We start from the raw sequence: 13867 nt of genomic DNA on the forward strand, positions 1-13867 counted from the left end.
ACATAGAAAGTAAATGTATAGACTTTATCACCATCCACTCAGGCATTATTACTTACTCAATATTAGGTGATAAAAAAGTTTAAAATACTATATCATAGTGAGGATAATTCAAGTGAAACAACTAAGTTTAAGGAAAAAGCTCATTTTTTCGTTTTTAGCAATGCTTCTCATTCCAACACTGTTAATTGGAATTGTGTCTTACCAAAGCGCTGGAAGGCAAATTTCAAAAGAACAGCAAGCAAGTGCAACTGAAAGTGTGCGCATGCTTAATACGAATATTACTAACACGATTGAGCCAAAAGTGAAAGACGTTCAATATTTTTCAAACAAGCTCCATCAATCTTATTTACAAGAAGGTAAAACGACAGAACTTAAATCTCTTTTCCACGAATACATGAACATGCATCCAGAGGTGGAGCTAATTTATATCGGAACCTCTGATGGCAGACTACTGGATGAACCTGCTCAAAAATACCCTAGTGGGTTTGACCCTCGTACAAGATCTTGGTATAAGCAAGCTATAGATAACAAAGACCAAGTATCTATTACAGCTCCATACGTTACACAGACTACAGGTGATATCGTTCTTACGATTACTCAGGCTTTACCAGACGGCACAGGAGTAATAGGGATAGATGTAAATATATCTAGATTAAGTACCATCACGAATGATATACGCATTGGAGAAACTGGCTTTGCTTCGCTTCTAGATAGTAATAAAATTTATATTGCCCACCCAAATAAAGAAAGTGGTGCTGAAGCAACAGAAAGCTATATTACTAAAATCTATGAACAAGATAGTGGTACGGTTATAGAAAAAGATCGACAACTTCAATTTGTTACAAATAAGCTAACAGGCTGGAAAGTCGTTGGTACCATGTTTACAGCTGAGGCTGCAAACGCTGCTGCTTCGACATTTAATATCAATTTAATAATTATCGCTATTTCTATTACTGTTGGTATTATTTTTATGTTATTCATGATCAAATCAGTCGTTAATCCGATCAATCGACTTAAACAAAGCGCTATAAAAATTAGCGAGGGCGATTTAACAGAGTTTATTGACAATCATTCGAAAGATGAGATTGGACAGCTTGGAGAAGCTTTTATCGCCATGAAGGTTAACTTAAAAAAGCTTATTCGTAACGTTGATCAAAGCTCTCAACATGTTCAAACTTCGGCGCATGGCTTATCTGCGAATGCCGAACAAAATATCGCTGCTTCTGAGCAAGTTACTGAAGCTATGCAGCAAGTTGCTATCAGTACAGAAAAACAAACAACTAGTATTGACCAAAATGCTGTTTCTATTGAGGAAATCGCAAAAGGAGTCGTCGAGATCGCTGATAGCTCAATGCAGGTTTCCGATTTATCGAGCCGGGCTATACAATTGGCCGATGAAGGCGGACAAGCAGTAGAACAAACTGTTAATCAAATGGTCTCGATTCATGAATCTGTGACACAATCGGATACGATGATTAAATCTCTCTATGATCGAACAAAAGAAATTGGTTCTATTTTAGAAATTATTAGCGCTATTTCAGAGCAAACTAATCTGCTTGCCCTTAATGCTGCTATTGAAGCAGCGCGAGCTGGAGAGCACGGGAAAGGCTTTGCAGTTGTTGCCGATGAAGTACGGAAGTTAGCAGAGCAGTCCCATCAATCAGCAGAGCAGATTTCTGCATTAATTACTGGTATTCAACAAGATACGGCTAAGTCCGTTCAAACAATGATGAAAACTTCAGCCGATGTCCAGGATGGTTTACAGCTAACAGAAGATACAAGTAAAAAGTTTGCAAGTATCATTAAGCGTCTCCACGAAATTGCTCCGAAAATGGAGGATATATCTGCATCAGCTCAGGAGATGTCAGCAGTAGTCGAAGAGGTTTCTGCAACAGCTATAGAGTTAACAGATCACGCTAAAATAAATGCTGCAGCGTCAGAGGAAGTTGCCGCTTCAACTGAACAAACATTGTCTTCGATGCAGGAAATGGCCGTAGCCTCAAAAGCACTTCTCGATATGGCTGATGAATTACAAAGCTATGTGAATCGTTTTAAATACTAAAAAGAAAAGCACGATGTTAATGGTGAACTTTCCAAAAACATCGTGCTTTTTAATAGTAATTTTATTTATTCTCCTCATGACTAAATTGCCATTCAACACCAAATTTATCAGTAAGGGAGCCATAACATTTACTCCAAAACGTTTCTTGTAGTTCCATCGTAACTTTGCCACCTTCTTTAAGGCCATCAAAAGCTTTTCGCATTTGGGACTCATCGCCTGAGACAACAGCTAACGTTACATTGTTTCCAATCGTGAATGGGTGTCCTGGAAATGTATCTGAAAACATTACAGTGCTACCAAAAATCGAAAGTCGCGTATGCATGACAAGATCTTTTGCTTCCTCTGGTAATGGATAACTTGGATTCTGTGGTGAATCTCCAAACGTCATAATTTCAGGCTTGTTTGTATTAAAAACTGCCTCATAAAAAGTTACAGCCTCTCGACAATTTCCATTAAAATTTAAATAAACCTCTACTGCCATTTCCAACACTCCCTTTGTCATTTTCGAAACAATTTTTATTTTACATGGTTAATAACTAATAGTACAAATCTTAGACGAAGCAATCAAAAAATACTTTCTTCTTTTGAAAAACAATAACAGCTTACTCCCCCTACAAAAGCTCAGGATTTCCTCAAACTACTTTTAACTTTTGAATAAAGTAAACTTACACCGCCTTCCCACTCTAACAAAAAGTGATATATCTATATATTTCTCTTAATTCCTGTTCTTTCCTGCTATTTTTTTATTAATTTAGATAAAAGCTTTGACATTTACTCGAAAATAATGTAAATTACCAAATGACGAACAATTTAAATCAAAACTTAAAAAATATTCGTATTTTAGGAGTGTTTATAATGGATAACGTATTTGACTATGAGGATATTCAGCTAATTCCCGCAAAATGTATTGTAGAAAGTCGCTCAGAATGTGATACTTCTGTTACTTTAGGCGGTCATACATTCAAGCTTCCGGTTGTACCAGCAAACATGCAAACAATTATCGACGAAAGTCTTGCTGTGAAGCTTGCTGAAAACGGTTACTTTTATATCATGCACCGTTTTAATCCAGAAACTCGTATCGATTTCATCAAAGATATGCAAGCTCGTGGCTTAATCGCATCAATTAGTGTTGGTGTAAAAGATGAAGAATACACATTTATAGAAGAATTAGCAGCTGCTAATGTAGTGCCTGATTTTATGACAATCGATATTGCACATGGTCATTCAAATGCTGTTATTCGTATGATTCAGCATATTAAAAAACATCTACCAACTAGCTTCGTAATTGCTGGTAATGTGGGCACGCCTGAGGCAGTTCGTGAACTTGAAAATGCTGGTGCAGATGCAACAAAAGTTGGTATTGGACCCGGTAAAGTATGTATTACTAAAATCAAAACTGGTTTTGGTACAGGTGGTTGGCAGCTAGCTGCACTACGCTGGTGTGCAAAAGCTGCAACAAAGCCAATTATCGCTGATGGTGGTATTCGTACACATGGAGATATTGCAAAATCGGTTCGCTTTGGTGCTTCAATGGTGATGGTTGGCTCATTATTTGCAGGTCACGAGGAATCACCTGGTGAAACAATCGAAATCGACGGTAAAACTGTGAAGGAATACTTCGGATCTGCTTCAGAATTCCAAAAAGGCGAACGTAAAAATGTTGAAGGTAAAAAGATGTTTGTTGAACATAAAGGCAGCATCAAAGATACTTTAATTGAAATGCAGCAAGATCTTCAATCGTCTATTTCTTATGCAGGTGGCAATAAACTAGATGCCATTCGAAATGTAGATTACGTAATTGTGAAAAACTCTATTTTTAATGGAGATAAAGTATACTAAAAACTAGAAGAACCCAAACAAGAATGGAATAAATTCTTGTTTGGGTTTTTTGTTGGTTTCCGTTTCTCCTAGGGCAAATACTGAGCAATTTTTCGGACTACCCGAGCGTTCTCGGCTCTTGGTTGACCGATTCTTTTGTTGAAAACATATCTTTTCAGCAAAAGAAAAAATGCTACCAATGAAGTGTAGCATTTCCCTTTAAATTAAAGTTTGTTAATAACAGCGTGGATCGTTTCTTTTAATTCTTCATCATGATCAGAAAGGTCTACAAGGTTTGCTACACGCTCACGTAATACTGGACGTTCAATTACAAGCTTTTCATCAAGTACTTGTACTAGTAACTCGATAATAAGACGATCACGTACGTTTAGTGCTTCTTCTAAACGCTCTGGTGTAATTTTTCCTGCTTTTGCTTCTTTAGCCATTTTAAAAACCCCTTTTGAATTTTATATTCATGCACATCTATTTTAGCATACAGCTAATTTATTTTAAAAACTTTCTTTCGCGAATATATAGGCTCATCACCTACGTGTGGTTAATTTCCGTTCCGACTGGGCGCTTCGGTGTTGGTCACGAAGGCGTTATCACAGGATGTGATAGTTTTAGCCTTCGTTCCCCTATCGCTGATCCCCAAGGAGTCACCCAGCCGTAACGAAGATCAACCTATATACATAACATACGTTTTAACAAATATCATCCATAGCTTTTGAGGATGATCCAATATACACCAAAACTTTACAAATAAATGCTCGTACATTTACGATAATTTGTTATATTCAAATCATAAAATATGACGCTAAATCATATGATTATTTGTTCTCCATTTAGTTTTTCATTTTCACTTAGGACGATTTACAAGATTGGAGGAATTCTGTGAACGAAAAGAACTCGACTTACTTACAATTAATAAAGGCTGTACCGAAATCTTTACAATTGTTTCTAAATGTTTGCCTTGTACTTTTAGCACTCATTTTATCCTTCCTACTTTGCAAAGAACTCATCCAATTTCTTAAAATTTTATTATTCAACAAAGATGGCGGAGACTATAAACTTTTCCTCGCTAACATTCTTATTTTCTTTTTGTATTTTGAATTTATCACGATGATTATTAAATATTTTAAAGAGAATTATCATTTTCCACTAAGGTACTTTATATATATAGGGATTACAGCCATGATTCGATTAATTATCGTAGAGCATGACCATCCCATTAACACCTTAATTTATTCCGTTATTATTTTAATATTAATTATTAGCTATTTTATTATTAATATTACACCGCTGGAACGACCTGTGCGCTCGTCACTCTTTATGAAAAAAGAACAATAGCTTTATATTACAGTAATCAAAACCCTTGAACCTTAGACAATGAGCTTTGTATTCGTTGGCGACCTTTTCTTTTTCCTCATTGGATTTAAGATTCATTTCAAAATGATGGAGTCGCATAACCTTTCATACTGAAAATAATGCTCATTGTTTTGATTGTGTATAAAAGGTCTCTTTTGTTCAGTAAACCTTCCTGATGTATACAGCTTTCTCCCTTTAATTATTTTCCAATAATTCTCATATACATCCCCACCCTACACTGAATTTATTTTAAACACGCTCTTTTCATCATTTTTTCCACATTAATTTTAGTTTTTAATAATAACATATATTACCACCAGCAAAAAAACGAGGTGGACTATTAGTGCTTTTTTTAGGTCAACTACATAAATCGTTTATCGGCTAGCCCCCTATTCAAGCCATTCAGAAGTAACTATGAACTGATCTCGTTACTTCGTCGATTAGAGCATTAGGAAGTGATTATAAGTAACTCATAAATAGGATGGGTTGAGCACATATAGCTCAGCTCGAAAAGGAATGTACAACTATGAATTTGGAACAGCATCAATTATTGAAGGGAGACGAAAAGAATGAATCTGATTGATGTATATATTCATGAAGTAACTAGAAGAATCCGCAAAGAAAAACGCGATGAAACCAGTCTAGAATTAAGATCTACTATTGAAAATATGTTACCTGAAGATTATTCAGAATCAGATATTAAGGAAGTGCTTAAGAAGCTAGGAAGTCCTGTAGAAGTTGCAGCAAGCTATCAAAACGCACCTCAATTATTAATCGGTCCTAAAGTGTTTGATAGTTATATTAGGACAATAAAATTAGTTATTCCTTGGGCAATAATTATTACAGTTATTGTACAGATGATAGAAAGTATTGTGCTTTATAATGAAGAAGGTGGCGCTCTTCTGTCTGCTATTATTCAAACTATTTCTATAACTATCGCTCATATTATTTCAGTAATCATCTACGTACTCTTCTGGATTACAGTTACTTTCATTGTCATAGAACGATCTGGGGAAAATAATATTCGAATACCCTTTATAAAGGACCATCCAGATTGGACACCTGATGATTTAACTAAAGTTAAAATAATTCCTAAAGAAAAAACGATTTCGCTTAATGATAATATTTTAAGTTTCTTAGGTATTGCTATCTTCTCCTTTGTCTATTTCAATGCTCATCACCTTATAGGAATCTATACTTCTCACAATAAAGGCGGCTTTAAATTTATTATGCCTATATTCAATCAGGAAGTCTTGATCTCCTTTGCACCGATTATTTTAAGTTGTATCGTTTTAAGTGTAGCTTTAACATTATGGAAATTGAAGGAGGGCCAATGGACAATGTTAATTGCCGTAGTTAATGCTCTTCTTCAATGTACAGGAATCATTGTTTTTATCCTCATGGCTATTCACCCTGATTTCATACACAGTCCCGCTGTACCTTATATCGCTGCGATTACGGAAACGACCTCGGCTAAGATTTTGGTAGCTATAGATCGAATATTATTCGTCAGCATAGCTATCACCATCGTAGCAAATGCATTTGATATTTATAGTGGCTTTAAAAAGGCTAGAAGTTAAAAAAATACGTTTTGGGGCTGGCTATTTCTTGTTGGCCCTATACGTATTCATATATTTTTACTACCTACTAAAAAAACGTTTAAAACTTCCCCAATCGATCAAAATACCGTTATTCTCTAATGTTTTGTATAATAAAATTGAGAGTTATTAAATACATTCATAAATAATTTGCACTAATTCAGACAGAATAAGGGGAAATAATTATGACCATTCTTCTTGTAGATGACAATCAAGTCAATCTATTTGTAATTGAAAAAATATTAAAAAATGCAGGTTATGATAACTGTGTTTCTCTAACATCTGCCTATGAACTTTTTGATTATTTACAGTTAGATGCGCAAAATCCAACAGGAAATTCAGTGGATTTAATTTTATTAGATATTATGATGCCTGAAGTAGACGGTATTGAAGCTTGCAAACGTATTAAGCAAGATGAACGATTGAAGGATATTCAAATTATCTTTGTTACCGCTCTAGAAGATAAAAACACGCTCGCTAAAGCACTTGATATCGGTGGAGTAGATTATATTACAAAGCCAATAAATAAAACCGAGCTTCTTGCTAGAATTCGGGTCGCTTTACGATTGAAAGCAGAATTAGATTGGCACACTCAGCAAGAAAAGAAAATACAATACGAATTAGATTTAGCAACACATGTACAAAGAAGCCTTTTGAGCGCTCCTTTAAACGAGACGAATATTCAAATAGAGGTCTCTTATCTTCCCTCTTCTAATTTAGCAGGAGATATGTATTATTGGCATAAAATAAATGATCACCGATACGCCATCATTTTGCTTGATATGATGGGACATGGTATCCCTGCAGCACTTGTTTGTATGTTTATCTCCTCTGTCTTAAGAGAAGCTGTTAAACAATTAGAAGATCCCGAGTTAGTTATAAAAGAGTTAAACCGTTATATGACAATTTTGCGAAACGGTAAAGACGACAATCTTTTTTATTTCACAGCTATTTATTTAGTGATAGATACAGAACAAAAAACCATCGAATATGTGAATGCTGGTCATCCTTCTGGCTATGCTCTAGTTGACGAAAAAACGCTCGTACATTTAAATCGAGGAAGCTGTGCAGTCGGCTTTTTTGATGAGATTGACGTGCAAAAGCAATTCATTCAATACAATGAGGACGTGCAAATTATTTTATATACGGACGGTGTGTTAGAGGCAATGGGACCATGCGAAATGGAATCCGAGAAGCAATTACAGACGCTAATATCTACGAAATGGGATCATTCTCTACGTCTGATTGACCATTTACACCCTAAGGAGAAACAAGGGAATCAAGCAGATGATATGTGTGTATTAATAATACAGGCACGTTAAACTACATAAAAAGTGGCTGTTGCCTAAGTCTCTACCGTCGAGAAACTTAGGCAACAGCCTATTTTTTATCTTACTCTATCTTCTGATATATTTTTTCATTGCCTACGATTTCTTTATATTTTGAAATAATATCTTCAAATCGTAGTGTCTCCTTATCTCCTAAACATAAAAATCCATTATCACTTAGGCTTTCGGAAAACAAATGATGCACCTGGTTTTGTAACTCAGGTGAAAAATAAATTAAAACATTTCGGCACATAATGACATGAAATTCATTAAACGATTGGTCTGTTACCAAATTATGCTGCGCAAATATAATATTTTTCAACAGTGACGGATGGAAATAAGCAAATTGATCATCTGTTTTATAGTATTCGGAAAAAGCATAGATGCCGCCTGCAAGCATATAGTTTTTCGTATATGTCTGCATTTTGTTAATCGAGAATACTCCTTTTTTTGCTTTTTCCAATACTTGTTCGTTCATATCCGTAGCATAAATAATCGCTTTATCCATTAACCCTTCTTCCTCTAGCAAAATAGCCATGGAGTATACTTCCTCCCCTGTGGAGCATCCTGCATGCCATATCCGAATTTCAGGGTAATCTCTTAAAGAAGGTACGACCTCTTCGCGAAAAGCCTTAAAAAAACTAGGGTTACGGAACATTTCAGTAACATTTATAGAAAAATCATTTAATAGTTGCTCTAAAAAACCATCTTCATGTATTACTTTTTCAAGTACACGAGAAATCGTTGGGATATTACTCATCCTCATCCTATTATAAATTCTTCGCGATATTGAAGAACGATTATATTGTCGAAAATCAAATCCTGATAAACGATAAATAGCTTCAAGTAATAAATCAATTTCTAAATCTGTATGCATTTTTTGCTGCAAAGGAAATGGGTCCATCTTATTAACTCCCTTTAGAAATTAGCCATACTCTTAAAACGGATACTAATTGATCTAAATTTAATGGCTTACTTATATAATCCGAAGCACCAGCCTCTAATGTTTTATCTCGATCATTTTTCATAGCCTTCGCTGTTAAAGCGATAATCGGTAAATCCGTAATCTTCATTTGTTTGCGTATAATCGACATCGTTTCATAGCCATCCAAATTCGGCATCATGATATCCATCAAAATAAGGTTAATTTCATCATTAGCTTGCAAAATATCTAAACACTCTATCCCATCTTTGGCAACTAAGACATTCATACCTCGTTTTTCGAGTGCATTTTTTAATGCATATATATTACGGTAATCATCGTCTACAATTAAAATATTTTTCCCTTGAAAAACTTCTACCTCTTGTTGAGAGAAATCCTGAGTTGCCACTAGCTGTTCTTCCATTAGCTCTTCTAATTCATTTGTGGCCCCTACTTCATGAATAGCAAGTTCAAGACGGTTTTGCTCTTCGATACCATTTGGCAAGCTTGGGATTGTCAGTGTGAATGTACTACCTTGCCCTTCACTACTTTGTAAAGATATCCAGCCGCCAAGTAATCTAGCAAGCTCTTTACAAATGGACAAGCCAAGACCTGTTCCACCGTATTTACGTACTGTTGCCCCATCAGCCTGTTGGAATGATTCAAAAATAAGCTGATGCTTGTCCTTCGGAATCCCTATACCTGTATCGGAAACTGTGATTTCTAACCAGTCAGCACTAACATCCTGCATATTATTTGTTAACTGTTCTTCACTAAACTGTTTAATGGCAAGATGAACTGAGCCTTGCTTTGTAAATTTAAAGGCATTCGATAATAAATTTTTCAATATTTGTTGGAATCTTTGTTCGTCAGTATAGAAAATATCGACTACATTTTCGTCTTTCGAAATATAGAATTGTAGATTTTTTTTCGTTGCTACAGGCGCAAAGATTTGCTCGATTTGTACAGGAACCTCACTCATATTCATTTCATCAAAACTAATATCAAGCTTGCCTGCCTCAACTTTTGATAAATCTAAAATATCATTAATTAATGCCAGCAGATCTTCCCCTGAAGAATGGATCACCTTTGCAAATTCAGCTTCTTCTTCTGATGAAGTATTTTGGCTATTTTCAGCTAACATTTCAGATAAAATTAATATGCTATTCAGTGGCGTTCGTAATTCATGTGACATATTGGCTAAAAACTCGGATTTATAATTTGAATTTAGTAACAACTGTTCCGCACTTTCCTCTAATTCTTTTTTAGCTTGTTCTAATTCTCTCGACTTTAACTCTGCCTCTTTTGTTCTTTCTTCCAATTGGTCATTAATCATTGTCAATTCCTCTGTTTGCATTTGCAATTCTTCTGATTGTGTCTGAAGCTCTTCAGATTGTGCCTGTAACTCCTCTGTCATAGCTCTTGACTCATTCAATAAACGGACAATTTCCATACGCCCTAGGACACTATTGATCGTTAATCCAAAAGTTTCGATAACTTGCTTCACTAATTCCTGCTGCTGCTCATTAAAACTAGTTATTGTAGCTAATTCAACAACAGCGATTACGTCATTTTCAAATATAATAGGGACGATAAAAATACCTTTTGGCGGTACTTTCCCTAAACCAGTGCCTATTAAACGGAAATCTTCTGGAATATCGTTATAAATTAAAACCTTTTTTTCTAAAGCACATTGTCCAATCAAGCCTTGTCCCAGTTTAAAGCTCTCAATCCCAACGTTATCCGTTGCGTCCGCAAAAGCAGCTTTTTTTACAAACTGTATATGATTATCAGTAGTTTCACGAACATAAAATGCGCCAAGGGAAGACTGCGTTTTTTGCGCTATTTCTGAAAGGAAGGTTTCAGCTAATTTGGTGATGGCAGAAATACCTTGATATTTTGTGACAATTTCTGCGATATTCAACTGTAGCCATTCTCTTTTCTCAAGCGCATCCAACAACTCATTTGTAGCGACCGCAAGAGCATTGATTTCATCATTTGTTCTAACATGAATTCGTCCTTTTTGATTGCCCTTGGAAGCAGTGATTTCTTGGATTGTTCGTGTAACCTCTGTTAACGTTTTTACGATTGAACGAGAAATACCGCTTGCAATGATAATCGCAACAACTGAGATAAATAAAAGTATGCTAAGCAGTGTAAGTGTTACTATACTATTTTTGTGGTCCAACTCGTTTACTTTGGCTTGCATCGTTGCAATTACCTCTGAGCGGAGTGATTCAAACTGATCTCGTACTGTTTCTATGTCTCTAGAACCTGTACCTACCTTATAGAGTTCCCCCAATGCCCCCAAATTGTTTTCTTTTTTAAATTTAATGGAAGGTTCCCCTGACGTTGTAATCCAATGCTCTATCGTGGCCTTTATCTCATTTAACTTTTGTTGTTGTAGTGGATTATTCTCCAAAAGCTGATAAAGTTCATCAAAATAGGATTCCCAATTTTCACTAGCCTTGTTGTAAGTCTCTAAATAGCTTGATTCACCTGTAATAACAAAACTCCTATGGCTCGATTCCATATCTAAAATATGTTTTTCAACTCGATTGGTTAGGGCTTGTATATTTGAATCATTCTTGATAATATAATTTCTTTCTTTTTGTAGAGAGGAAATTTGATTATTTAAGATAATCACTGATGCAAGTAAACAAAGTATGATAATAATATAGCCTAACGTAATTTTTGTTCGTATACTTATCTTTAATTTAGTTAACATTTGTTTCCCTGCCTTTACCTGACATAAACTCTATAACTAATCTCATTGTACATCATAAAGTCACAATGTTTCTTGCTCTTAGGTTAAGAGAGTAATCTCTTTGCGAGAAATACTTAACACTTACCACCATAACGTGTGGTTGACGTCCGTTCCGGCTAGGCGCTTTCGCGCAGAGCAGAGCTTCCTGGGGGCGTCCAGCCTCCACTCCAATCAACTATTGTCAATTTCACCTTCGCGTAATTGCCGCTTTCACACAGATAAATTGTCACAGGACGTGGCGTTTTTAGACTGAGTTCCTATATTTCAGTAGTTGTTTGGACACCAACTATAAGGGAACCCATCTGCAATCATCTCACTACCTTTAAAGGTAATAGTCTTCTACTGAATGAAGATAAATGGTATACGTTTTAACAAGTGTCTTCCACAACTTGAATTTAAAAGTTAATAAGTCCCATATTCTTTTCATATATATTTTATATTGGCCAATTTTGCCGAGACATAATTGATAGTAAGGAGAGAACAATTGTGGACATTTTCGTAAGACCAGGCGATTCTCTTTGGCATTTTAGTGAAGTGTTTAAAATACCTCTTCAACTAATTATAGATTCGAACCGAAATATTAAACTTCCATTTTTAAGGGTTGGACAACGCATTCGAATTCCGGGATTCGTGACAGTCAATTATCGAATAAAACAAGGAGATACGTTTTGGCAAATAGCGCAAAGCAGAAATCTCCCATTAGTAGCTATCTTTCTTGTCAATCCTGATTTAAATCCAAATCAATTACAAATTGACCAGACAATTCGCATTCCCCAACGAATCACATGGAGACTCGTCAATGGGAAACAAAATTATACTTACACAATTATGATGAATGATATCAGAAAACTACTCGATGCTTATCCGTTTCTACAAAGCTCTACAATTGGACATTCTGTTTTACAGCATGAAATTCCAGAGCTTCTAATCGGGAACGGGACTAAGCGTGTCCATTATAACGGCTCCTTTCATGCGAATGAATGGATTACAACTCCAATCATTTTAACTTTTATAAACGACTACCTACTCTCTCTCACCAACCAAAATACCATTCGCGGTTTATCCATACTCCCACTCTACCAACAAACAATGCTTTCTATCGTTCCGATGGTCAATCCTGATGGAGTTGATTTAGTATTACAAGGACCACCTAATGAAGAAGCATTAAGAAACCAGCTTATTACTTGGAATAACGGCAGCACCGATTTCTCTGGTTGGAAGGCAAATATACATGGTGTCGATTTGAATGATCAGTTTCCTGCCAAATGGGAGCTCGAAAGCGCACGAAATCCAAAAACACCTGGACCAAGAGATTTTGGAGGACAACGACCTTTATCCGAGCCTGAGGCCATTGCTATGGCTGATTTAACAAAGAAACGCGATTTTGCCAGAGTTCTTGCGTTTCATACACAAGGTAAAGTCATTTATTGGGGTTTTGAAAATCTCGAGCCACCAGAGTCAGAAATCCTTGTTAATGAGTTTAGCCGAGTTAGCGGCTACGAGCCGATCAATTCAGCAGGCAGTTATGCGGGCTATAAAGATTGGTTTATCCAGGATTGGCGTAGACCTGGCTTTACTGTTGAGTTAGGTAGTGGTACAAATCCACTTCCACTTAGCCAATTCGACGACATCTATGAAGAGACACTAGGTATATTCCTTGCTGCATTGTATATGTAATAGAATTCGATAATCTAAGAATAGTTCCCCTTGAGGATTTTTCATTCTAATTCAATTCTAAATAAATATCCCGATCCCCTTTTGCTTTTGAAGCGAATGGGGATTTTTTAACCTCTAATTGATTGCTTCTTGATAGTCATCACCAAAGGTCGTGGATGACTTTTGTAAAAACATCTACTATGTAAATAAGTTGAGTGGATGCTGGACGCCCCAGGAAGCTTTGCTCTGTGCGAAAGCATAGCGGCAGCGGCAAATGTTTTAACTGCGCGAAAGCGTAGCGGCAGCGGCAAATGTTTTAACTGCGCGAAAGCGTAGCGGCAGCGGCAA

11 protein-coding genes are annotated in these 13867 nt (G+C 36.0%); 6 read left to right on the top strand and 5 right to left on the bottom strand.

The window, feature by feature from the left end:
- Positions 1–112 precede the first annotated feature (112 nt).
- Positions 113–2062, top strand: coding sequence for a methyl-accepting chemotaxis protein (locus tag ABE34_RS11560; protein WP_197142628.1), 1950 nt, complete (start codon positions 113–115; stop codon positions 2060–2062).
- Positions 2063–2123: 61 nt separating this feature from the next.
- On the opposite strand, the gene ABE34_RS11565 is transcribed toward ABE34_RS11560, so the two are convergent.
- Entirely contained in the window at positions 2124–2543 is a 420-nt protein-coding gene (locus tag ABE34_RS11565; RefSeq protein ID WP_197142630.1) for a VOC family protein, read from the bottom strand.
- A gap of 374 nt (positions 2544–2917) precedes the next feature.
- Here ABE34_RS11565 and guaC point away from each other — a divergent pair, with 374 nt between their 5' ends.
- Positions 2918–3901, top strand: coding sequence for a GMP reductase (gene guaC, locus ABE34_RS11570; protein ID WP_197142633.1), 984 nt, complete (start codon positions 2918–2920; stop codon positions 3899–3901).
- A gap of 203 nt (positions 3902–4104) precedes the next feature.
- On the opposite strand, the gene ABE34_RS11575 is transcribed toward guaC, so the two are convergent.
- Complete coding sequence (locus ABE34_RS11575) at positions 4105–4326, bottom strand: phosphate-starvation-inducible protein PsiE (protein WP_197142635.1); 222 nt, start codon at positions 4324–4326, stop codon at positions 4105–4107.
- Between the two features lie 448 nt (positions 4327–4774).
- Here ABE34_RS11575 and psiE point away from each other — a divergent pair, with 448 nt between their 5' ends.
- The 3 genes from psiE to ABE34_RS11590 all read left to right on the top strand — a co-directional run bounded on the left by psiE (position 4775) and on the right by ABE34_RS11590 (position 8168).
- Positions 4775–5230: a phosphate-starvation-inducible protein PsiE gene (psiE, locus tag ABE34_RS11580; RefSeq protein ID WP_197142637.1), complete on the top strand. Its 456-nt coding sequence runs from the start codon at positions 4775–4777 to the stop codon at positions 5228–5230.
- Between the two features lie 587 nt (positions 5231–5817).
- Entirely contained in the window at positions 5818–6828 is a 1011-nt protein-coding gene (locus ABE34_RS11585; RefSeq protein ID WP_197142639.1) for a hypothetical protein, read from the top strand.
- 203 nt (positions 6829–7031) lie between these two features.
- Complete coding sequence (locus ABE34_RS11590) at positions 7032–8168, top strand: SpoIIE family protein phosphatase (RefSeq protein ID WP_197142641.1); 1137 nt, start codon at positions 7032–7034, stop codon at positions 8166–8168.
- A 70-nt stretch (positions 8169–8238) separates the two neighbouring features.
- Here ABE34_RS11590 and ABE34_RS11595 read toward each other — a convergent pair whose 3' ends face one another.
- Both ABE34_RS11595 and ABE34_RS11600 read right to left on the bottom strand, forming a co-directional pair.
- On the bottom strand, positions 8239–9078 hold the full coding sequence (locus ABE34_RS11595; RefSeq protein ID WP_197142643.1) for a CheR family methyltransferase: 840 nt from the start codon (positions 9076–9078) through the stop codon (positions 8239–8241).
- A gap of 4 nt (positions 9079–9082) precedes the next feature.
- Complete coding sequence (locus tag ABE34_RS11600; RefSeq protein WP_197142645.1) at positions 9083–11824, bottom strand: ATP-binding protein; 2742 nt, start codon at positions 11822–11824, stop codon at positions 9083–9085.
- Positions 11825–12349: 525 nt separating this feature from the next.
- Between ABE34_RS11600 and ABE34_RS11605 the strand changes: the two genes are divergently transcribed.
- Entirely contained in the window at positions 12350–13540 is a 1191-nt protein-coding gene (locus ABE34_RS11605; RefSeq protein WP_197142654.1) for a M14 family zinc carboxypeptidase, read from the top strand.
- Between the two features lie 107 nt (positions 13541–13647).
- On the opposite strand, the gene ABE34_RS24810 is transcribed toward ABE34_RS11605, so the two are convergent.
- Positions 13648–13867: hypothetical protein (locus ABE34_RS24810; RefSeq protein WP_206700834.1), on the bottom strand; the 220-nt coding region annotated here is incomplete at its 5' end.

This window comes from Lysinibacillus sphaericus (assembly GCF_015844675.1).
GTDB lineage: Bacteria > Bacillota > Bacilli > Bacillales_A > Planococcaceae > Lysinibacillus > Lysinibacillus sphaericus_E.